A 24765-nucleotide genomic window follows, 5' to 3' on the forward strand; every position below is an offset into this window, starting at 1 on the left:
TTTAATTAAAATTTATCATGATAATAAAAAAACTTGATTTATACATGATCCGTTTATTCATTCCTCCTTTTCTCATTATTTATTCTACAATATTTATCATTTTTATGATTCAATTTTTTTGGAGTCAAATAGATGAACTAACAGGTAAAAACATTAGTATTTTCATTATATTAAAATTTATATTATATTTTGGAATATCTATTCTTCCATTAGTTACCCCCATTGCCATATTATTGACTTCTATCATAATATTTGGTAATTTTTCAGAAAATCAAGAATTGATCGCTGTAAAATCTTCTGGAATATCTCTTTTCCGTGTCATGATTCCTATTTTAGGAATAACCATTATTTTATCCATTGTCTTGTATTTATTTTCAGATTTTATTATTCCAAAAGCAAAAATAAAAGCTAAAAAATTAGGGTATCAAATATCGTTAACTTCTCCGTCTTTAAAATTGAAGGAAGGAGTTTTCGTAAATCTATTCCCAAATTTTTTCATAAAAATAGATAGAAAATCAAGTAATAGTAATTACTTACATGACATATTTATTTTTTTTTATGGAAATAATTCACTTATCAATACTATTATTTCTAAAAAAGGGGTTTTAATCCCCAATCAAAAGGATGAATATTTTCAATTGAAATTAATGAATGGAGTTTTATATAGTGAAAATTTTAATGAATCAAAAAAAGAACAATACTCTTATAAAATTGTAGAATTTGATACTTTAATTAAAAATTTTAAAATCCCTTCAGAATCAAAAATAAAAAACTTAAATGACTATGATTTCTATCAAACTTTAAATACAAAAAATATTATCAAAAAAATTAATTTTTTAAAGAAAAAAGATTATATCAATATATACGAAAATAAAATATACTTATTCAAACTGCAATTAGAATTGCAAAAAAAATTTACATTTCCAGTAACATGTATTATAATGTTTCTAACTGGAGCGCCATTAGGTGCTATTATTAGAAAAGGAGGAATCGGTTATCCAACTATGATAGCACTGATTATATTCATCATTTATTATACTTTACTAACCATCACTCAAAATAAAGTAGAAAAAGCTGAAATATGTCCATGGGTAGGAGCTTGGATCCCAAATTTTATTTTTTTTCCGGTAAGTATATGGATGACTTATAAAACTGTTATGGATGATTTTTATATATAATATAATTAAATAAAATAGATATGCTTCAAAATTTGAGTGGTATTGAAGAGGCCATACAAGATATCAAAAATGGAAAAATTATTATTGTGGTTGATGATAAAAATCGTGAAAATGAAGGAGATTTTATAGTAGCTGCTGAAAAAATAACTCCTAAAATTGTGAATTTTCTCATAACTCATGGAAGAGGATTAGTTTGTGTTTCCTTGACAGAAGAAAAATGCGATCAATTAGAACTCCAAATGATGGTAAAAAATAGCACAGACCCTATAAAAACTGCTTTCACAGTATCTGTAGATTTACGAGGAAATGGCGTAAGTACTGGAATTTCTGTTTCAGATAGAGCTAAAACTATTTTTGCCCTAGTTCATGAAGTAAAACCAGAAGTATTCAACAAACCAGGACATATATTTCCTCTACGCGCAAAACAAGGAGGTGTGTTAGAAAGACCTGGACATACAGAGGCAGCTATTGATCTAACTAAAATGGCCGGATGTACTCCTGGAGGAGTATTAGTAGAAATACTAAACCAAAATGGATCTATGGCACGTTTACCACAATTGATTCAGATTTCCAAAAAATTTCATATGAAAATTATCTTCATAGAAGACCTTATTAAACATAAAATAAAACATAAAAAATAATGAATAAATGCGGTCTGGACGGGATTTGAACCCGCGACCCCATGCGTGACAGGCATGTATTCTAACCAACTGAACTACCAGACCCAAAACTATGAAATCATTAAAGCATCTAATTTTTTTCTTATATCTTCTTTAGAAAGAATTCCAATATGGATATCTTTTTTTTCCCCATTTTTAAAAAAAATCATAGTAGGAATACTACGTATACCATATTTAGAAGAGGTAATTGGATTATGATCTACATTTAACTTCAAAACTGATACTTTTTCGTGATATTCAGAAAAAATTTCTTCTAATAAAACAGATAAAGCTCTACATGGAGCACACCATGGGGCCCAAAAATCTACCAGAATAGGTTTTTCTGATTTTTTAAAAATTAATTTTTCAAAAGTATCATCGTTTATTTCTTGTAACATACTTTTAACATTTAAAAAACATAACAAATTTACCTTTTTTGTTTTAAATTCAAAAGTGATAATTTTTCAACAAACAAATATAAATATCTATTCCTTCCATGATTTCTGAAATCAAAACGTATTCATTAGGTGTATGAGAACGTACGCTATCTCCTACTCCCATTTTAATAGTAGAAAAAGGCATGATGCTTTGATCTGAAAGAGTAGGCGATCCATAAGTGTTTCTTCCTATAAATTTAGCCTTCAAAACAATAGGATGCATAGGATCTATAAAAGATGAATTTAAATGTGAAGAACGGGGTTTCATTTTAGAATGAATTTTTTTTTGTATTATATCAATCAATTCCTCATTTTTATATAATTCATTAGTTCTGATATCTATGACAAAAGAACAAATATCAGGGATAACATTATGTTGTATTCCTCCTTGTATTTGAGTCACATTTAAAGTAGTAAAACCTAGCAAGTCCGATTTTCTATCAAAAGAAAAGCTTTTCAAGAGTTCAATATCTCTTGTAGCAAGATAAATAGCATTGATTCCTGTATTTCTTGCAGAATGTCCTGTCTTTCCTTCAGCTATACAATCTAATATTATTAATCCTTTTTCAGCAATAGCTACTTGCATTTGTGTTGGTTCCCCCACAATTCCTAAATCTACAAAACCAAATTCAGGTAAAATGGATCTTAAACCTGAATAACCAGATATTTCTTCTTCCCCAGTAATAGAAAGGATTAATCTATAAGGCAATTCCGATAAATTACTTAAATATATAAAAGTAGATATCAATGAAACGACAGAAGCTCCTGCATCATTACTTCCTAATCCAAAAAGTTTATCTTCTTGTTTGATAGCAGTAAAAGGATCAGTTTTCCAATTTTTTCCTGGTTTTACTGTATCATGATGAGAATTTAATAATATGGTTTGTATATCTTCTTTTTTAGGATAATTATTATTTTCAGTCCATATATTATTAAATTTTCTTTTTACATGAAATCCATATTTATGGATATAATCCTGTATCAAAAAAGAGACCTTATTTTCTTGTTCAGATATAGAAGGGGTATTTATAATCTGTATTAGAAGTTGTATAGCTTCTTCCTTTAAAACTTGTAAACTGACTACAGACATAGTCTAGTCTTATTATCAACATCATTTAAATGGTTAGGGAGCCCTATACTAACCTTAGTAACTCCATTTTTCAATGCAAAAAAAGCATTTTCTAACTTAGGAATCATGCCATTTGTTATGGTATGATTTTGTTTCATTTTTTGAAATAAATTTTCATTTATTATTTTAAAATAAGATTCAGAATCCAGCACATTTCGTAAAACCCCTTTTTTTTCAAAACAAAAATGTAACTCTACTTCACAATCTTCTTCCTTAGCTAAAGACATAGCTATATAAGCAGCTATTGTATCTGCATTTGTGTTTAGTAGACTTCCTGTTCCATTATGTGTAATGGAACATAATACAGGAATGATATTATTTTCTAATAAAAATTTTATTAAATATGTATTAATACTTTTTACATTAATATCTCCTACATATCCATAATCAATATTTGTCATTTTACGTAAATATGATTTAATGCAATTTCCATCTGCTCCACACAAGCCTAAAGCATTACAACGATAAGATTGTAACATCGCTACTATATTTTTATTTATTATTCCTGCATAACTCATAACAACTATATCCAAAGTTTCTTTATCTGTTATTCTTCTTCCTTGTATCATTTTTGGGAAAACCCCCATTTTTTTTGAAATAAAATCTGCTTTTATTCCTCCTCCATGAATCAATATTTTATATCCTTGTAGTTTACAAAAAGCTTTTAAAGAATTATGAAGATATTTCCCATCATTAATCAAATGACCTCCAATTTTGACTATATGGATCTTCATGATAAAGATTGTAACATTTTTAGAAAAATTATTTGCGAAGCGTAAATTCTATTTTCCGCTTGTTGCAATACAATGGAATATTTACTGTCTAAAACAGCATCTTCTACAACTACATTTCTTCTTACAGGTAAACAATGCATAAATTTCGCTTGATTGGTTAATTTCATTTTATTATCAGTAATCATCCAATCAGAACTTTTACAAAGTATTTTTCCATAATATAAATAACTGCTCCAATTTTTAGCATAAATAAAATCGGCATTTATAAATGCTTCATTTTGATTATGTGTCGTATAAGCTCCATTATAAAATCTATCATGTATATTGTATCCTTCTGGACACGTAATCGTAAAATCTATTTGTTTTATTTTTGATATCCATTGAGAAAAAGAATTCGCTACGGAATGGGGTAATGATTTTACATGAGGGGCCCAACTTAATACTACTTTACATCTTTTTTTAAAAAAAGATGTAAATTCTGCAATAGTCATAACATCTGCCAAAGACTGTAAAGGATGCAAAGTTGCACTTTCCATATTAACGACTGGAACTCTGGAATAATTTAATATTTTATTAAAAATAATTTCTTTATAATCATAATCTCTATCTGATAGATTTGGAAAAGTTCTTACTGCAAGAATATCACAATACAGACTCATAACAGAAATAGCCTCTTTAAGATGTTCTTGTGTTAGATTCATGACACTTCCATCATTCATTTCAATTGTCCAAGAGTCCCTATGAACATCTAAGAACCAAGTATTACATCCTAAGTTAAAAGCTGCTTTTTGACAACTAATTCTTGTACGTAAACTAGGATTAAAAAAAACCAATCCGATTGTTTTGTTTTTTCCAATATGATGAAAATCATATGGATTTTTTTTCAAAAGAAGAGCGTCTTTAATGAGATCATGTACATCGATAACATCTTCTACGCTAAAAAATTTTTTCATAAACTTATTTACATTCAATATTCATTCCAAGCTTTTATAAATAATTGATCCATAGATAAATTACAAAATGCTTGTATAAAAGCTTTTGCTAAACGTGCATTAGTGAGTAGAGGAATATTAAAATCTACGGCATAACGTCGAATAAGATAATCATTGTTCAACTCTGATTTACTGAGATTCTTTGGAATATTAATAATAAGATCCAATTTTCTATTTTTTATTAACTCAAGAACATTTGAATATTTTTTGACATTAGGCCAATAAACTTTTATTGAAGGAATTCCATTATGGGAGAAAAAACTATTGGTTCCTTCTGTAGCAAACAATATATATCCTTTTTTATGCAAAAGTTTTATAACTTCTAAAAGATCTAATTTAGATTCAATGGGACCTCCAGATATCAATATATTTTTTTTTGGAATAGTATAACCTACAGAAAGCATAGATTTTAAAAGAGCTTCATCAAAAGAATTTCCTAAACATCCCACTTCTCCTGTGGATGCCATATCTACTCCCAAAACAGGATCTGCATCTTGCAAACGGGAAAAAGAAAATTGAGAAGCTTTTATTCCTAAGAAATTTGTAATAAAGAAATTAGGTTCTATTTTCTTTTTCTTTTTTCCAAGAATAACTTGAGTGGCTAATTCAATCATATTAAAACGAGATACTTTTGATACAAAAGGAAAGCTTCTGGAAGCTCTTAAATTGCATTCAATTACTTTTACTTCATTATTTTTGGATAAAAATTGTATATTAAAAGGACCAGATATGTTAAAATATTTGGATATTTTTTCAGATATGCGAATAATTTCTTTTAATGTAGATAAATATAGATTATGTGGAGGATATACCAATGTTGCATCTCCTGAATGTACACCTGCAAATTCTACGTGTTCTGATATAGCATAATACAAAATTTCTCCATTTTGGGAAACAGCATCTAATTCAATTTCTTTAGCATTTATAATAAATTCTGTAATAATTAATGGATATTCAGAAGATATAGATACTTTTTCACGAAGATAATGCTGCAGTTCCTCTTGATTAGAAATAACATTCATATCCGCTCCAGAAAGTACGTAAGAAGGTCTAACCAATATCGGAAAATCTACTTCTTTTATAAATTGAAAAATAGCATAAAAATCGGATAATTCTTTCCATTTAGGTTGTCTAATTTTTAAATAATCCATAGTATTAGAAAATTTATATCTATTCTCCACTTTGTCTATGGAAATAGGAGAGGTCCCTAAAATTTTTACCTTTTTTTCATAAAGTTTTAAAACTAAATTATTAGGAATTTGTCCTCCCATAGATACAATTGTCCCTTTAGGTTTTTCTAATTCAATAATATCTAATACGCGTTCTAAAGTAAGCTCTTCAAAATATAATCTATCACATACATCAAAATCAGTGCTGACAGTTTCTGGATTATAATTTATCATTATAGATCTATAAGATTCCTTATGAATGGTATTTAATGCATTGACACAACACCAATCGAATTCTACACTACTTCCAATTCTATAAACACCAGATCCTAATGTAATGACAGATTTTCCATCTTTCTCATAAATAATATCATGTTGAATCGCGTGATATGTTAAATACAAATAATTTGTACGTGCCGGATATTCAGATGCTAAAGTATCAATTTGTCTTACATATGGAACTATGTTTTTTACTTTTCTATGTTCTCTTATTTTTTTTTCTAAATTAGAAATATTGTAATTTTTATTTTTTTTAAAAAAAATACTAGCTATTTGTATATCAGAAAAACCTTCTTTTTTGGCTTTTCGTAATAATTCTTCCGGAAGATCTATTAAATTATCAAAAAGATCTATCTTTTTTTTTGTTTGAAAAATATTATCAAGTTGATATAAAAACCATGGGTCTATCTTTGTCAAAGAATGTATTTCATTTATAGAAATCCCTTTTTCTAAAGCCTCTTCTAAAAAGAAAATTCTTTGATCTGTAGGTTTTTTGAGATTTTCTTTCAGAAATCGAATAGATTTAAATTTTTTTTTATTTATAATATTAATGAATCCTTGCATCCCTATATCTAACATACGAATTCCTTTTTGTAAAGATTCTTCAAAAGAACCTCCAATTGCCATAACTTCTCCTACACTTTTCATACTACTTCCAATCCTATTAGAAACACCATAAAATTTCTTTAAATCCCATCTAGGAATTTTACATACTACATAATCTAATGCAGGTTCAAAAAAAGCAGAAGTATTTTTTGTCACAGAATTTTTTAATTCATGTAATCCATATCCTAAAGATAACTTAGCGGCAACAAAAGCTAATGGATAACCTGTTGCTTTAGAAGCAAGAGCACTTGAACGAGAAAGACGTGCATTGACTTCAATAACACGATAATCTTCTGAACTAGGATCTAACGCAAACTGAACGTTACATTCTCCTACTATATGAAAATCTTTAGCGATATGTATCGCCAATTCTCTTAAACTATAATATTCAGAATTTGTTAAAGTTTGTGACGGTGCCACAACAATACTTTCTCCTGTGTGAATTCCTATAGGATCAAAATTTTCCATATTACATACAGAAATGCAATTATCATATTGATCTCTAACTATTTCATATTCAATTTCTTTCCACCCTTCTAAATATTCTTCTACAATAATTTGAGAAGAATAAGAAAAAGCTTTACTTACTATCTTTTTTAAATCATTAACATTTTTAGCCAAACCACTTCCTAAACCTCCAAGGGTATAAGCTGATCTAATAATAATAGGAAATCCTATTTCTAAAGAATAGGAAATTGCATCATCCATAGAATGAACAACAAAACTTTTTGCCGTTTTTATGTTAATATGAGTTAACCTATTCCTAAATAAGTTTCTATCTTCACTGTGAATAATAGATTCAACAGAAGTTCCTAAAACTTGAATTTTATATTGTTCTATAATCCCTTCTTTAAAAAGTTGAATTCCACAATTCAATGCAGTCTGTCCACCAAAAGATAATAAAATTCCTTTTGGTTTTTCCTTATCTATAACACGTTTAATAAAAAATAAAGTCAAAGGAAGAAAATAAACTTTATCAGCAACTTCTTTCGAAGTTTGAACTGTGGCAATATTTGGGTTAATCAATATAGTATAAATTCCTTCCTCTTTAAGGGCTTTTAATGCTTGTGTTCCAGAATAATCAAATTCACCAGCTTCTCCTATTTTTAATGCACCTGATCCCAGGATGAGTACTTTATCTATTTTCATACTAGATAGTTTGGAAAGATTCTTTAATTAATTATTTATTTGGTTAATTGAATCTATAAAAAAATCGAATAAAAATTCGGTGTCTTTAGGCCCACTTGAAGCTTCTGGATGAAATTGTACTGAAAAAAAAGGTTTATCATTATGAATGATCCCTTCGCAAGTATTATCATTTAAATTTTTAAAAAAAATTTTCCATTTTTTAGAAATATTTTTTGCATCCAAAACATATCCATGGTTTTGTGATGTGATAAAACTTTTTCCTGTTTTTAATGATAAAACTGGTTGATTATGACTTCTATGTGCATATTTCAGTTTATAAGTATCTCCTCCTGCCGCTATCCCTAAAAGTTGATTTCCCAAACATATACCAAATATAGGTTGTTTTTTTTTCATAGCTATACGAAGATAATCGATCGGTTTTTTATAAACTTTAGGATTTCCAGGTCCATTAGAAAGAACCAATCCATCATATTCTTCTTTTGTAAAATCATAATCCCATGGAACTCTGATAATAGAACAATCTCTTCGTAAGAGACAACGTAATATATTATTCTTTAACCCAAAATCGACAAGTAATATTTTATATTTTCCATTTCCATATAAAATTTTTTCGTGTATAGATACTTTTTCAGACAAATTATCCTGATTCGGATCATAAAAAGGAAGGTCTTCATTTTCCATTAAAATTTTACCTAACAAAGATCCTCCTCCTTTTCTCAGTTTTTTTGCAATAAATCTAGTATCTACACCATATAATCCAGGAATTCCATTTTCATATAACCAATTTGATAGGGATTGATTCATATTCCAATGATACGGACGATTAGAATAATAAGAAATAATAAGTCCGGATACTTGAATTTTATCAGATTCATAAAATTCATAAATAGATTCTTCACTAAAAGTAGAAGATGGAACTCCATAAGTTCCTATTATAGGATAAGTATAAGTCAATATTTGACCTTTGTAAGAGGGGTCTGTTATACTTTCGATATAACCGGTCATTGCCGTATTAAATACAACTTCTCCAGAAGAGGATTTTGGTGCTCCAAAATGATACCCTTCATACCGAGTCCCATCTTCCAATACAAGTATCGCTTTTTTTATTATTTTATTATTTTCCATTTTTTGATCTATATAAGGCATTCTTTAACTTTTTTAGGAATAATTTTATATGATGTTCATTAACATTTAATGGAGGGAGCAATCGTAAAACATATGGATCATTAGATGTTCCAACAAATACTTTTTCTTTGTAAATCAAAATATTTTTCAAATCCTGAATGGGAAAATAAAATTCTAACCCTATCATCAATCCTCTTCCCCTAATTTCTTTAATTTCAGGAATGGTACGCAATTCTTGTAACAAGATTTTTCCCATTTTTTTTGCATTTTCAATTAAACTTTCTTTTTGAATAATTTCTAATACAGCAATCCCAGCTGTACAAGACAAATGATTCCCTCCGAAAGTTGTTCCTAACATTCCATAATATGGTTTAAATTTAGGATGTATGAGCACTCCTCCTATAGGAACCCCGTTCCCCATACCTTTAGCGACAGTAATTAAGTCCGGTTTTATAGAATACAATTGGTGTGAAAAAAAAGATCCTGTTCTTCCATATCCACTTTGTACCTCATCTATAATCAATATTATATTGTATTTTTTGCAAAAACTTGCGATTTTATGAAAAAAATCTAAACCGGGATCTCTAATTCCAGATAGACCTTGTATTCCTTCCGTAATAACAGCACAAATATCTTTATTTTTTAATTCTTTTTCTAAAGAATAAAAATCTTTATAATTTACGAATATGGTTTCATGTTGAGTATTAAAAGGGGATATCAATTTGTAGTTATCCGTTACCGATAAACTTCCACTTGTTCTTCCATGAAAAGAACCTTTAAAAGCAATAACTTTTTTTTTACCTGTATGAAAAGAAGCTATTTTCAATGCATTTTCATTGGATTCTGTACCAGAATTACATATAAATAATGAATAATCTTTATATCCTGAAATATTTCCAAGCAGATCAGCTAATTTTTTTTTTTGAGAAATATAAACGCTATTAGAATAATAGGTGATTTTATGAATTTGTTCTATTAAAGCTTTCACATAATATGGATGCGAGTGTCCAATGGAAATTACAGCATGTCCTCCATAAAAATCTAAATACATATTTCCTTGTACATCAAAAATATAAGATCCTTTACTTTTACTCAATTCTATATCTAGAATAGGATAAACGTCAAATAATTTCATTTTTAGAAACGAACGGATTTTAATTTTAAACCACAAGTTTCATCTAAATCAAACATAATATTCATATTTTGTATGGCTTGACCAGAAGCTCCTTTTATGAGATTATCTATGATGCTTATAACAATCAGTTGATTTTTATCTTTCATAAGATGTAAAATACATTTATTGGTATTGATCACTTGTTTAATATCAATATTAATATCAGAAATTTTTACAAATGGATGATTTTTATAATATTCTTCATATATTTTTTGATTTTTTTCCAAAGAAAGAACAGAATGAGTATATAAAGTAGTTATAATTCCTCTAGTAAAATTACCTCTGTAAGGTACAAAATAAATTTTAGAATAAAAATCGTTTTGTACTTGATGAATAGTTTGTTCAATTTCCTGCAAATGCTTATGTTGAAAAATTTTATAAGCAGAAACATTATTATTTCTCCAACTAAAATGATTAGTATCATTCAGTTTTCTTCCAGATCCTGTAGAACCTGTTATAGCACTAATATGAATATCTTTTTTCAATAATTTATTTTTAGCTAACGGTAAAATAGCTAAAAGAATAGCTGTAGCAAAACATCCAGGATTGGCTATGTTATTAGATTTATTTATTGTTTTTTTTTGTAATTCTGGTAATCCATAGACAAAATTTCTATTGTTAAAAATAGATTGAATCTTCATTCTGAAATCTTGACTCAAATCAATTACTTTTATATTTTCTGATATATGACTCAATTCTTTTCTAGATTGTCCATGTCCAGAACAAAGAAATACAATATCTATTTTTTTACTTAAATCACGGGTAAACTTTATATTTTTCATTTCTATTTCTCCTAATAAATCTTGATGGACTAAATGAATCAATTCTCCTGTATGACTTTTACTAACTATATTTTTAATACTAATTTTTGGATGATTAATCATCAATCTAATCAATTCTCCAGCAGTGTATCCAGCTCCTCCTATAATGCCTATTTCAATCATTATTCTTTTTTATTTAAATTGTGATATATTTTCATTTGATTGCTCAAAATTTTTGTAAAACCCTTAACATCTTCTGCCGTCCAAGCATAATTCATTTCTCCATATTTAGCTATATTAGAATTAGAAAATGTCATTAAATCAAATTTAGATTCTATTCCTACTAAGTGAAATCTATAAGGATAAAGAATAATATCTACAGTCCCTGTTAATCTTTCTTGTGTGCTTTTTAAAAATTTTTCTATATCACGCATAACAGGATCTAAATATTGAGCTTCATGAAGTAACATGCCATACCAATTGGATAGTTGTTCTTTCCAATAAAGTTGCCATTTCGTAAGGATATGTTTTTCCAATAAATGATGAGCTTTTATAATAATAATTGCAGCGGAAGCTTCAAACGCTACTCTTCCTTTAATACCCAAAATAGTATCTCCTATATGAATTCCTCTTCCTATAGCAAATTTTGAAGCTATATTTTCAATTTTTATTATGTTTTTTATCGCTTTTCCTTTTTCTTTATTTACACTAACTAATTCCCCCTTTTCAAATTCTAATTTTAAGTTCTCACTTTTTTTTTTCCTTAATTTTGTTGGATAAGCTTCTTCCGGAAAATCGTGAGAAGAAGTAAGAGTTTCCTTTCCTCCTATACTAGTCCCCCAAATTCCTTTATTGATAGAATATTTAGCTTGATCCCAACAAATAGAGACCCCTTTATTTTTTAAATATTCAATTTCTTCTTTTCTAGAAACTTTCATATCTCTTATAGGAGATAAAGTTATTTTTTCTGGACAAATAATTTGAAAGGCTATATCAAATCTAATTTGATCGTTCCCTGCTCCTGTACTTCCATGAGCAATTGCTTTTGCTTGAATAAAAGTCGCATATTGTGCTATTTTAATAGCCTGAAAAATTCTTTCAGAACTTACTGAAAGTGGATAAGTATTATTTTTAAGAATGTTTCCGAATATAAGATACTTTATACAATTTTGATAGTATTCTTCTATAGCATCAATAGTTTTGTGCGATTTAGATCCAATACTTAAAGCTCTTTTTTCTATTTTATATAATTCATCTTTATTAAACCCTCCTGTATTAATAATAACTGTATGAACTTCATATTTTTCCTGTATTAAATATTTCAAACAATAAGAGGTATCTAACCCGCCACTATAAGCTAAAACTATTCTATCTCCAGTAGATAAATAATTTATATTTTGTTTATATTTATGATTTTTATTATTTGGATTGTATAAAAGGCCTGTACATAAACACATTTTTCTTTGATTTTTGGTTAATATATCAAAGTTTGCACAACTTTTGCATCCTTTCCAAAACTCTTCTGAATGAGTCAATTCACTAAACGATACAGGTTTAAAACCCAATTCTGTATTTATTTTAATAACTGGATTACTTGTAGTAATACTAAAAATTTTAGAATTTGGAAATTTTTTTTTGGAAAGTTTAAAAATTTCAATTTTAATAATTTTAGCCAATCCTTGTTTTCGAAATTCAGGAAAAACAATTAAACCGGAATTTACGACAAACTCTTCATTCTGAAAAGTTTCAAGGTAGCTAAATCCCGCTAATTTTTCATCACAAAAAGCAATCACCGCATTTCCATGAATCATTTTTAATTTAATATACTCTGGATCTTTTTTTGCGATTCCAGTCCCCCTAATTTTTGCTGATTCCTTAATTTTTTGGCAAATTAAGAAAACATATTTCGTATCCTCTTCATGAGATACTCTAACTTTTATTTTCATCTTTCTTTGTAAGACCCCACTAAGATAACAACTAAGAAAAAAAATAAATACATTGTACCGATTGGTAGTAGCATAAATAATCCTTCATATATTTTACTTTTCTGTGAAAAAATACAACTTTCATAAAGTCTTTTCAATTCATTTTAATCTTTATACTTGATAAGTTTTAATTTTTTTTTTAATTGAAACAAAAATCTAATCCTTTTATTTTTTCTAATTTTTTTAAAAAAATTGGATTAACATTAATTTCATATTTTGTAGATTCAAAATCTAAAAAAACTTGATTTTCTTTATCATAAAGAATTATATTCAATTTTTTATTTCCCATTTGTTGAGAAAAAAGTTTTTCTATATCATTAATAAATACATTATTTAAACTGTTTATATTGATTTTTATTGTCAATTTCTGAACTAATTTTTTTAAAACGTTTTGTAAATTTTCTATATATAAAATATTGATTTTATATTTTTTATATTTTGATTGTTCAATAGAAAAACATAAATACAACGGATTATTGTGAATTAAAAGAGATTCATATTTTAAATATTGTTGGCCATAAATTCTAAATTCTTTAGAAGAATTATAATCTTCTAATAAAAAAATACCATATTTAATTCCATTTTTTATATATGTTTTTTTTTCTATTTTTGATAAAATCCCACATATATACATTTTTTTTCCTATAAGTAGAGATTTCTTTTCATTTAATTGTTCTAATGAAATATTTGTGAAATATTTCATTTCATAATAAAAATCATCTAAAGGGTGTGCAGAAGCATAAACACCTAACACTTCTTTTTCTTTGGATAATTTATATATATTACTCCATAAATCACATTTCATAACAATAGGTTCGTCTACTTTTACTTTATTTTTTATTTTTTGTTTTTGTAACTTAGATCCAAATCTAATAATTTTTTCTAAAGTACTTAACTTATCGTCAGATCCAATATAAAAATATTGTTCTCTATCAATATGAAAACGATCTAAAGATCCGGATAAAATTAAACTCTCTAAAGTTTTTTTATTCACCACACGTAAGTCTATTCTTTTAACAAGATTCAAAATAGAGGTATAGAATCCGTTCTTTTTTCTTTCTTGAAGAAGAATTTTTACAGCATTTTTTCCAACTCCTTTTATTCCCGCGAGACCAAATCTAATACAATTCCAATCAGTCACTTTAAAAAAAGAATGACTTTCATTTATATCTGGACTTATTACAGATATATTCATTTTTTTACATTCCTCTATGAAAAAAGTAAGCTGTTTAATATTATCCATATTATTACTTAATACAGAAGCCATATATTCACATGGAAAATGTGCTTTTAAATAAGCAGTTTGAAAGGCAATATAGGCATAACATGTAGCATGAGATTTATTAAAAGCATAACAAGAAAAATATTCCCAATCTTTCCATATTTTTTCTAATATGTTTTTAGAATAACCTTTTTTCATAGCTTTATTGAGAAATAAATTTCTCATTTTATTGAGTTTTTCTTTTTGTTTTTTTCCCATAGCTATTCTAAGAATATCTGCTTCTCCTTTACTAAAATCAGCTATTCTTTGTGCTATTAACATGACTTGTTCTTGGTATATTGTAATTCCATAAGTTTCTTTTAAAAATTCCTCCATTTCTGGTAAATCATAGGTTATAGCTTCTTTTCCATGTTTTCTAGATATAAAATTAGGAATGTATTGTAAAGGCCCTGGTCTATATAATGCTGTCATTGCAATTAAATCATTAAATTTATCAGGTTTTAGTAGACGTAAATATTTTTGCATCCCTGGAGATTCATATTGAAAAACTGCTACAGTTTCTCCTTTTTGAAAAAGATGATAAGTTTTTTCATCTTTTAAAGAAAAAAAATCCTCTGTAAAATTAATATTTTCACCTCTTTCTTTGATAAGATTCATAACTTCTTTAATAATAGTAAGAGTTTTTAATCCCAAAAAATCCATTTTTAATAATCCAGCATGTTCTACCACATGATTATCAAATTGCGTAAGCAACAAATCTGATTCTTTTGACACAGAAACTGGAATATATTCTTGAATATTATATGGACTGATTATAATACCACAAGCGTGTACCCCAGTACTTCTTATAGTTCCTTCTAAAATTTTGGCTTGTTGTAGAACTTTTCCTTCTAATGTTTCTTTATTTTTCGCTATCTCTTTCAATTTTTGGATGTTATTCATTTCTTCTTTATTTATGATCTTTTCTGTGGCATTTTTTTTAGATAAAATTGTTTTTAAAGAAAGCATATTAGGAACCATTTTTGCCATACGGTCTGTTTCTTTCAAAGATAAATTTAATACACGGCCAGTATCTCTTATTGATGATTTAGCTCCCATAGTCGCATATGTTATAATTTGTGCGACTTGATGTTTCCCATATTTTTGAACAACCCACTCAATAATTTTTTCACGTCCTTTATCATCAAAATCAATATCAATATCTGGTAAAGAGATTCTATCCGGATTTAAAAATCGTTCGAAAAGAAGATTATATTTCATTGGATCTATATTGGTAATTTCTACACAATAAGCGACAATAGAACCAGCTACTGACCCTCTTCCAGGTCCCACTGAAATATTCATTTTTCTAGCTTGAGAAATAAAATTATGAACAATGAGAAAATAACCAGGATAGCCAATTTTTTCTATTGTTTTTAATTCAAAAAGAATTCTTTTTTGAATTTTTTTAGTTATATTTTTATAACGTTTTTTTGCTCCATCAAAAGTGATTTTTTTTAAAAAATGATTCTCTCCCCTATTTCCTCCATCTATCTTATCTATAGGATTTTCAAAAGATTTTGGAATCTGAAATTTTGGAAGTAATATTTTGTTCGAAAGATGATAAGATTCAATTTTATTAATTAATTCCTCTAAAAAATCAAAAGATTCTGGAAGATCAAAAAATATTTTTTTCATTTCTTCTGTACTCTTGAAATAAAACTCATGATTTGGAAAACCAAATCTATAACCTCGTCCTTTTCCTATAGGTGTTAATTGTTTTTCTCCGTTTTTTACACAAAGTAAAATATCATGAGCATTTGCTTCTTTTTTATCTAAATAGAAAGTATTATTTTGTATAATATATTTAACATGATATTTTTTTGAAAATTTCAATAACATATCATTTACATAATCTTCTGCTTCTAAACCATGACGTAATAATTCAATGTAAAAATCATCTCCAAAAAGATCCTTCCACCATAAGAAAACTCTTTCTGCTTTTCTTTCACCATAATTCAGTATAGTATGCGGAATTTCTGCGTTTAAATCTCCAGTAAGAGCAATTAAATTTTCCTTATATTTTTCTATTAACTTTTTTCCAATTCTAGGAATTCCCGCATAAAAACCTTCTGTAAAACCTAATGAAGAAAGTTTTGCTAAATTATAATAACCTTTTTTATTTTTAGATAAAAAAACTTGTTGATATCGTTTGTCCGGTTCTTCTTTAGTAAATTTTTTTTGTAAATAGTTTTCTGAAATAAACATTTCACAACCTACGATCCCTTTAATCGATTTTTCTGGAAAATGTTTTTTATTCATGGAATGAATAGCATTTAAGAAATGAAAAGACCCCATCATATTTCCATAATCTGTTAAACCAACAGCTGGCATATTTAAATATATAGCTCTTTCTATTAAAGATTTAATATCTATAGTTGAATAAAGAATAGAAAAATAGGAGTGATTATGAATATGAGAATATTTTTTTTTTTTCAATTTATCCTTTAATGCGTCATTATTATTGAAAAAAATTTTTTCTTTTTTTTCTCCTTTTTCTCTTTCTAAAAAAGAATGATCTTCCTTAAAGAAAACTACAGAAGTAGAAATTTTTGTAGTATGTTTCCTCCTAAACTTTAATAAAGTATCCTTTTCTACCCCTATATCTTGATGTGATATTATTCCGATACGTAACAATTCCAAAAAAGAACGTGCTGTAGCTTTAACATCATTTTCTGCATTATGCAAGTTTGGAACTTTTTCTCCAAAAAGTTTTTGATATAATTCAGATAATGTAGGCCATTTCAATTTTTTTCCACTTCCTGATAATTTGCAATAAGAAGTAGAAAGAACCTTAGTATCTATTATATTTTTTTTTTTAAAAGAGATTTCTATTTTTTTTCTGTAAAATTCACATTCAATAACTTTTATGTCAAATTCTAAATTGTGTCCAATTAAACATTGAGATTTTTCAAAATGTTTTTGAAATTCATGAAGAACAAAACTTAAATCCACTCCATCTTTTTCTGCTTTTTCATTAGTGATTCCATGAATTTTAAAAGCATTGAAAGGAATATCATAATGATCCGGCTTTATAATAAAACTTTTGAAGTCTATTAAATCACCTATAACATCATGACTTTGCCATGAAATTTGTACTATTCTTGGCCAATTATCTACATGAGTAATTGGAAAATTATAGGAGATAGGTAATCCTGTTGTTTCGGTATCAACAATGAGGTACATTTTATTTTAATTAGTAGAAAAAGTTACTGAAAAATTATTAGTTTTGTATTATCTGTTATTTTTTGAAAGAATAAAAAAAATAAACGAGAACACTAAAACTACTATATTCTAGTTTCTCTGTCCATGTATACGTTTTTATGGATAGAAAAGGAATAAAATAGTAAAAAAAAATAATAAAAATTATGTCTAATCAAACCGAAGAAATAAAAAAAAAGTCATCCCCTTCATATGAAATAAAAAATGAAAAACTGAATGATCAGGGAAATATAAAAACAAGTTTCGATTGGACAAAATACGAAACTCATTTAAATGATGATGGACAAGAAGAAAGAAGAAAATTTGAAGAAATATATACAAAAACTTTACCAAAAATTCAAGAATTAGAAATATATGAAGGAATTATAACACATATTTCAGATAAAACTATTCTTGTAGATATTGGATTCAAAGCAGAAGGAGCCATTCCTATTAGTGAATTTAGAGATAATTTTGACATTATTCAAATTGGAAATAAAATAGAAGTGATGGTTGTTAAAATAGATTATAGAGGAGAATGCATTCTTTCGTATCAAAAAGCCAAAATGTTAAGAAATTGGCAACGTATTAATGAAGCATATGAAAAATCAGAGGTAATATTAGGTTATGTTGCAGCTAGAACAAAAGGAGGATTAATTATTGAAATATTTGAGATAGAATGTTTTTTACCTGGATCACATATCAATGTGAAACCTGTACGAGATTATGATACTTATGTGGGAAAAACTATGGAAGTGAAAGTAGTTAAGATAAATCAAAAAACTAAAAATGTTGTTGTTTCTCATAAAGTATTAATAGAAAGAGATATTGAAGAACAGAGAAAAGAAATGATATCAAAATTAGATAAAGGTCAAGTATTAGAAGGAAAAATAAAAAATATTCTTCCTTATGGGGCCTTTGTTGATTTAGGGGGAGTAGATGCTTTACTTCATATTACTGATATGAGTTGGCCCCATATTAACCATCCTACAGAAATAGTTCAATTAGAACAAGAATTAAAATTTGTTGTATTAGGTGTGGATAAAGATAAAAATCGTGTACAATTGGGATTAAAGCAATTGCATCCTCATCCTTGGAATTCTTTAGATGAAACTTTAAAAGTAGGAAGTAAAGTAAAAGGAAAAGTCAGTGTATTAGCAGACTATGGAGCCTTTATTGAAATTATTCCAGGTGTAGAAGCATTATTGCATATTAGTGAGATGTCTTGGTCAACTGATTTATCTTCTACTCAAGATTTTGTACAAATAGGGGATGAGTTGGAAGCTGTTATACTAACCATAGATCGTCAGGAAAGAAAAATGTCTTTAAGCGTAAAACAATTAACTTCAGATCCTTGGATTAATATACAAGAAAAATATCCTATAGGATCAAAACATACTGGAATTGTAAAAAAATTTACAAATTTTGGAGTTTTTACAGAATTAGAAAAAGGAATCTCTGGAATTATTTACACTAATGATCTTTCATGGATTAAAAAAATTAAACATCCTTCTGAATTTTGCAGTATAAATGATAAATTGGAAATCATTATACTTGCTTTAGATATTTTAGCAAGAAGATTAAATTTAGGACACAAACAACTAACAGAAAATCCATGGGATAAATATGAAAAAATTTATTATGTGGGAAGTATTCATAATGGAATAATATCAAATCTATTTGATAAAGGAGCTTCTATAAAATTTACAGAAGATCAAAAAATAGAAGCTTTTGCTCCATTACGTTTTTTAGAAAAAAAAGATGGAACTACTCTGAAAGAAGGAGAAAAAACTAATTTTAAAGTCATTGAATTTAATAAAGAAATTAAAAAAATAGTAATCTCTCATACGTCTATTTATCGTGATAAACGTGATAAGGATCAAAAAAAAGAACAACGTGTAAGAAATAGAAAATTTGAGAGATCCACTCTTGGTGATATAGAAGGGTTAGCTAAACTAAAAGAACAAATAGAAAAAGAAAAAAATAAATAGTTCTAAAATAATGGAAACACACCCTATTGCAGAAAAAGAAAAATGGAAGGTAGGAAAAGATTTTCCCGTTTGGGCTAATAATGAGTTATATTTAACTACAATTAAAGGGGGATACTTGTTGGATGGAGAGACTCCTTTTGAGGCATATAAAAGATTGGCAAAAAATGCAGCAAGAATTTTAAAAAAACCGAAAATAGAAGGAGATTTTTTTAATATTTTTTGGAGAGGATGGCTGATCCCTTCTACTCCAGTTATGGTAAATCTTGGAACGGAAAAAGGTTTACCCATTAGTTGTTTCTCTGGTAGAATTGGGGATAGTATGTACGAGATATATAGAAAAAATTTAGAAATGGCCATACTTAGTAAACATGGTGGAGGGACAGCTTATGATTTTAGTTTAGTTAGACCTGTAGGGAGCTCCATTAAAAATGGAACATTAGGAACTTCTGATGGGATTATTCCTTTCATTAAATCATATGATAGTGCTATAGTAGCTAGTAAACAAGGTAGAACACGTAGAGGGGCTGTCGCAATTTATTTAAACATAGAGCATAAAGAATATCCAGAATTTTTAAAAATAAGAGAACCTAAAGGAGACATTAATCGTCAATGTCATAATGTTCATCAAGGAGTGATAATTTCTAATTCTTTTATGGATAAAATTTTAAAAAAAAATGGAAAAGAACGAAATTTATGGATTAATACTCTTAAAGAACGTGTTCAAACTGGAGAACCATATCTTTTTTTTCAAGAAAATGCTAATAAAAATATTCCAGAAAATTGGAAAAAACACGGACTAAAAATACATCATAGTAATCTTTGTTCAGAAATTATGTTGCCAACAGATAAAAATCATACTCTTGTATGTTGTCTTTCTTCTTTGAATTTATATAGATATGTAGAATGGAAAAACACAAATACTGTTTTTTATGCTATTTTATTTCTTGATGCAGTTATGCAAGAATTTATTGATAAAGGAAGACATATACAAGGAATAGAGGATGCTGTTCGTTTCGCAGAAAAAAGTAGAGCATTAGGTTTAGGAACTTTAGGATGGCATTCATATTTACAATCTAATATGATTCCTTTTATATCTGTTAAATCTGAAATGTTAACACATAATATATTTAGATATATAAAATTAGAATCTCAAAAAGCTACTGAATATTTAGCTAAAGAATATGGAGAATCTGAATGGAATATAGGAACCGGAAGAAGAAATTTAACTTTAATGGCAATGGCTCCTAATAGAAGTTCTGCTAAATTAGCTGGGGGTCTTTCTCAAGGTGTAGAACCTTTAGCTGCAAATATATATGTAGATGACGACTCAAAAGGAATGCATATTCGTAAAAATCCTTTTTTAGAAAAAATACTTATAAAAAATGGATATAATCTTCCAGAAGTTTGGGAACAAATAGCAAATGAAAAAGGATCTTGTCTTGGATTGACTGCTCTTAATGAAAGACAAAAAAATGTTTTTAGATGTTTCAAAGAAATTAATCAATTAGAATTAATTAAACAGGCCAGCATACGACAAAAATATATTGATCAAGGACAAAGTATAAATCTTTCTTTTCATCATAATACTCCTGCAAAATATATAAACAAAGTCCATCTTGAAGCTTGGAAAATAGGATTAAAAAGTCTTTATTATTATAGAAGTGAAAGTATTCTTCGTGCAGATACCAAAAATAGAGATTTGTATTCGGAAAGTTTATTATAAAATATAAAAGGGCAGCGACTTACTCTCCCAGAATAAACTAGTACCATCAGCGCTAATGTGTTTCACTTCTCTGTTCGGAATGGAAAGAGGTGGTGCCACATTGCTATAACTACCCATAAAATGCTAAAAAAAATAAGACATAACATAATATACATTATCATAAGGAATGAAAAAGCTTACGGGTAATTAGTACTACTCAGCTATGATATTACTATCTTTACACTTATAGCCTATCAACGTTATCATCTTTAACGACCCTTAAAAGAAGCCTAATCTTGTGGTGAGTTTCGCACTTATATGCTTTCAGTGCTTATCTCTTCCGAACATAGCTACTCAGCGATGCACCTGGCGATACAACTGATACACCAGAGGTTCGTCCAATTCGGTCCTCTCGTACTAGAATCAGGTCCACTCAAGCTTCTAACGCTCGCAATAGATAGAGACCGAACTGTCTCACGACGTTCTGAACCCAGCTCGCGTGCCACTTTAATGGGCGAACAGCCCAACCCTTGGGACCTTCTTCAGCCCCAGGATGTGACGAGCCGACATCGAGGTGCCGAACCTCCCCGTCGATGTGAGCTCTTGGGGGAGACTAGCCTGTTATCCCCGGAGTACCTTTTATCCTTTGAGCGATGGCCCTTCCATGCGGAACCACCGGATCACTATGCCCTACTTTCGTACCTGATTGACTTGTCAGTCTCACAGTCAAGCACCCTTATGCCATTACACTCTACACACGATTACCAAACGTGTTGAGGGTACCTTTGGGAGCCTCCGTTACCTTTTTGGAGGCGACCACCCCAGTCAAACTACCTACCACGCAATGTCCTCGATTTTTTTGATTGAGTTAGATTTCAACTAAAAAAAGGGTGGTATTTCAAGGATAACTCCACATTACCTAGCGATAACGCTTCAAAGTTTCCCACCTATCCTACACATTTTTTAATCAAAACCAATACGAAGCTATAGTAAAGGTTCACAGGGTCTTTTCGTCCCATTGCGAGTAATCGGCATCTTCACCGATATTACAATTTCACCGAGCTCACGGCTGAGACAGTTTCCAGATCGTTACACCATTCGTGCAGGTCGGAACTTACCCGACAAGGAATTTCGCTACCTTAGGACCGTTATAGTTACGGCCGCCGTTTACTGGGGCTTCAGTCAAAAGCTTTGCCGAAGCTAACCTTTTTCTTTAACCTTCCAGTACTGGGCAGGTGTCAGACCCTATACATCATTTTTCAATTTAGCAGAGTCCTATGTTTTTGATAAACAGTCGCCTGGATCTCTTCGCTGCGGCCTTCTTTTTAAAGGAAGGCTACCTTTCTCCCGAAGTTACAGGTTTATTTTGCCTAGTTCCTTAGCCGTGAATCACTCGAGCACCTTAGGATTCTCTCCTCAACTACCTGTGTCGGTTTTGGTACGGTTTACTTTTATCTGAAGCTTAGAGGCTTTTCTTGGAAGCTCTTACCTGTACTATCCACTCCCCCGAAGGTTTGCGGTACTATTGTAGATCAGCAAAACATACGGATTTTCCAATATATTTTATACCTAACTACTTTAACGTACACATCCGTCCGTACGCGACAGTTTCATAACTCCGTCCCCCCTATCGCAATAAAAGAAAGTACCGGAATATTAACCGGTTTCCCATCGATTACACCTTTCGATTTCATCTTAGGAACCGACTAACCCTCAGCTGATTAACATAGCTGAGGAACCCTTAGTTTTTCGGTGTGTGGGTTTCTCGCCCACATTATCGTTACTTATACCTACATTTTCTTTTGTAAAAGCTCCACTATATCTTACGATATAACTTCTATGCTATTACAATGCTCCCCTACCGATTGATTAATCAATCCCATAGTTTCGGCGATATATTTATGCCCGATTATTATCCATGCTCAGTCACTCGACTAGTGAGCTGTTACGCACTCTTTAAATGAATAGCTGCTTCCAAGCTAACATCCTAGCTGTCTCTGCAACTGAACCTCGTTTATTCAACTTAACATATACTTAGGGGCCTTAACTGATGGTCTGGGTTGTTTCCCTCTTGGACATGGACCTTAGCACCCATGCCCTCACTACCGTGAAACATAATAACAGCATTCGGAGTTTGTCAGGAATTAGTAGGTGATGAAACCCCTTCATCCAATCAGTAGCTCTACCTCTGTATTATTTAACACGATGCTGCACCTAAATGCATTTCGGGGAGTACGAGCTATCTCCGAGTTTGATTGGCCTTTCACCCCTATCCACAAGTCATCCGAAGACTTTTCAACGTCCACCGGTTCGGTCCTCCACTATGTGTTACCACAGCTTCAACCTGCTCATGGATAGATCACTCGGTTTCGCGTCTAATTCTTCCGACTATATTCGCCCTATTCAGACTTGCTTTCGCTACGGCTCCATAGCTAAACTATTTAACCTTGCCGGAAAAATTAACTCGTAGGTTCATTATGCAAAAGGCACGTCGTCACTTCACGAAAAAGCTCCGACAGTTTGTAAGCGTATGGTTTCAGGATCTATTTCACTCTTCTATTCGAAGTACTTTTCACCTTTCCCTCACGGTACTAGTTCACTATCGGTCTCTGAGTAGTATTTAGCCTTACCGGATGGTCCCGGTAAATTCAGACAAGATTTCCCGTGTCCCGTCCTAATCAGGTTCCTACTTACGTTATTTTTCCATTTCGCATACAGGATTATCACCTTCTATGATTGATTTTTCCAAATCATTCTGCTATAAAAAAATAATCTTTTGTTGTAGACCTATAACCCCATTATGGCCTAAACCATAATGGTTTGGGCTGTTCCGTTTTCGCTCGCCACTACTAACAGAATCACTATTGTTTTCTTTTCCTCTAGATACTTAGATGTTTCAGTTCTCTAGGTTCGCATTACATAAAGTAATATCATAATTCTATTATGATAGGTTTCCCCATTCGGAAATCTGCGGATCAATTTGTATGTGCCAATTCCCGCAGCTTATCGCAGCTTATCACGTCCTTCTTCGCCTCTCAGAGCCAAGGCATCCACCATACGCCCTTTATTAGCTTTTTTATTTTCTTATTTATTGTATATTATGTATGTCAAAGAACTTTCTAAAAAAAATGTAAAGAAAAAAATGGAGAATATCGGAGTCGAACCGATGACCTCCTGCGTGCAAAGCAGGCGCTCTAGCCAGCTGAGCTAATCCCCCCCCCAAAAACAAAAAT

The 24765-nt window shown here is 29.4% G+C and carries 14 protein-coding genes, 2 tRNA genes and 2 rRNA genes; 4 read left to right on the forward strand and 14 right to left on the reverse strand.

Annotated elements, in window-relative coordinates; translation table 11 throughout:
• Nucleotides 1-17: 17 nt before the first annotated feature.
• Together H0H62_RS01565 and ribB are read left to right on the forward strand one after the other, a co-directional pair.
• On the forward strand, nucleotides 18-1178 hold the full coding sequence (locus H0H62_RS01565) for an LptF/LptG family permease (RefSeq protein ID WP_185860465.1): 1161 nt from the start codon (nucleotides 18-20) through the stop codon (nucleotides 1176-1178).
• A gap of 20 nt (nucleotides 1179-1198) precedes the next feature.
• Complete coding sequence (gene ribB, locus H0H62_RS01570; protein ID WP_185860466.1) at nucleotides 1199-1819, forward strand: 3,4-dihydroxy-2-butanone-4-phosphate synthase; 621 nt, start codon at nucleotides 1199-1201, stop codon at nucleotides 1817-1819.
• A 10-nt stretch (nucleotides 1820-1829) separates the two neighbouring features.
• Here the strand turns inward: ribB and H0H62_RS01575 are convergent.
• The 11 genes from H0H62_RS01575 to dnaE all read right to left on the reverse strand — a co-directional run bounded on the left by H0H62_RS01575 (nucleotide 1830) and on the right by dnaE (nucleotide 17824).
• A tRNA-Asp gene (locus H0H62_RS01575) sits at nucleotides 1830-1903 on the reverse strand.
• A 5-nt stretch (nucleotides 1904-1908) separates the two neighbouring features.
• Nucleotides 1909-2235 carry a thioredoxin gene (gene trxA, locus H0H62_RS01580; protein WP_185860467.1) on the reverse strand — a complete coding sequence of 109 codons (327 nt, stop codon included), beginning with the start codon at nucleotides 2233-2235 and terminating at the stop codon, nucleotides 1909-1911.
• Nucleotides 2236-2284: 49 nt separating this feature from the next.
• Entirely contained in the window at nucleotides 2285-3364 is a 1080-nt protein-coding gene (locus tag H0H62_RS01585; protein WP_185860468.1) for a M20 family metallo-hydrolase, read from the reverse strand.
• Nucleotides 3355-4137 (reverse strand): acetylglutamate kinase, encoded by a 783-nt coding sequence (argB, locus tag H0H62_RS01590; RefSeq protein WP_185860469.1) that lies wholly within the window; start codon nucleotides 4135-4137, stop codon nucleotides 3355-3357. Before argB ends, H0H62_RS01585 begins: the two co-directional genes overlap by 10 nt.
• Nucleotides 4134-5090, reverse strand: a complete 957-nt coding sequence (locus tag H0H62_RS01595) for an N-acetylornithine carbamoyltransferase (protein WP_185860470.1) — start codon at nucleotides 5088-5090, stop codon at nucleotides 4134-4136. Before H0H62_RS01595 ends, argB begins: the two co-directional genes overlap by 4 nt.
• Nucleotides 5091-5104: 14 nt before the next feature.
• Entirely contained in the window at nucleotides 5105-8332 is a 3228-nt protein-coding gene (gene carB, locus H0H62_RS01600) for a carbamoyl-phosphate synthase (glutamine-hydrolyzing) large subunit (RefSeq protein ID WP_185860471.1), read from the reverse strand.
• A 27-nt stretch (nucleotides 8333-8359) separates the two neighbouring features.
• Nucleotides 8360-9457 (reverse strand): glutamine-hydrolyzing carbamoyl-phosphate synthase small subunit, encoded by a 1098-nt coding sequence (gene carA / locus H0H62_RS01605; protein ID WP_185861005.1) that lies wholly within the window; start codon nucleotides 9455-9457, stop codon nucleotides 8360-8362.
• Complete coding sequence (locus tag H0H62_RS01610; protein ID WP_185860472.1) at nucleotides 9447-10592, reverse strand: aspartate aminotransferase family protein; 1146 nt, start codon at nucleotides 10590-10592, stop codon at nucleotides 9447-9449. Before H0H62_RS01610 ends, carA begins: the two co-directional genes overlap by 11 nt.
• 2 nt (nucleotides 10593-10594) lie before the next feature.
• A complete protein-coding gene (gene argC / locus H0H62_RS01615; protein ID WP_185860473.1) occupies nucleotides 10595-11575 on the reverse strand; it encodes an N-acetyl-gamma-glutamyl-phosphate reductase in 981 nt (326 codons plus the stop codon).
• On the reverse strand, nucleotides 11575-13338 hold the full coding sequence (locus H0H62_RS01620; RefSeq protein ID WP_185860474.1) for an argininosuccinate synthase domain-containing protein: 1764 nt from the start codon (nucleotides 13336-13338) through the stop codon (nucleotides 11575-11577). Before H0H62_RS01620 ends, argC begins: the two co-directional genes overlap by 1 nt.
• A 178-nt stretch (nucleotides 13339-13516) precedes the next feature.
• Nucleotides 13517-17824 carry a DNA polymerase III subunit alpha gene (gene dnaE, locus H0H62_RS01625; protein WP_185860475.1) on the reverse strand — a complete coding sequence of 1436 codons (4308 nt, stop codon included), beginning with the start codon at nucleotides 17822-17824 and terminating at the stop codon, nucleotides 13517-13519.
• Nucleotides 17825-18006: 182 nt separating this feature from the next.
• Here dnaE and rpsA point away from each other — a divergent pair, with 182 nt between their 5' ends.
• Nucleotides 18007-19830 (forward strand): 30S ribosomal protein S1, encoded by a 1824-nt coding sequence (gene rpsA, locus H0H62_RS01630; RefSeq protein WP_185860476.1) that lies wholly within the window; start codon nucleotides 18007-18009, stop codon nucleotides 19828-19830.
• Nucleotides 19831-19840: 10 nt separating this feature from the next.
• On the forward strand, nucleotides 19841-21553 hold the full coding sequence (locus H0H62_RS01635; RefSeq protein ID WP_185860477.1) for a ribonucleoside-diphosphate reductase subunit alpha: 1713 nt from the start codon (nucleotides 19841-19843) through the stop codon (nucleotides 21551-21553).
• 6 nt (nucleotides 21554-21559) lie between these two features.
• On the opposite strand, the gene rrf is transcribed toward H0H62_RS01635, so the two are convergent.
• The 3 genes from rrf to H0H62_RS01650 form a co-directional block, all read right to left on the reverse strand.
• Nucleotides 21560-21670, reverse strand: a 5S ribosomal RNA gene (rrf, locus tag H0H62_RS01640).
• Between the two features lie 49 nt (nucleotides 21671-21719).
• Nucleotides 21720-24610: ribosomal RNA gene (locus H0H62_RS01645) — 23S ribosomal RNA — on the reverse strand.
• Between the two features lie 65 nt (nucleotides 24611-24675).
• A tRNA-Ala gene (locus tag H0H62_RS01650) sits at nucleotides 24676-24749 on the reverse strand.
• Nucleotides 24750-24765 lie beyond the last annotated feature (16 nt).

This window comes from Blattabacterium cuenoti (genome assembly GCF_014251695.1).
Classification (GTDB): domain Bacteria; phylum Bacteroidota; class Bacteroidia; order Flavobacteriales; family Blattabacteriaceae; genus Blattabacterium; species Blattabacterium cuenoti_T.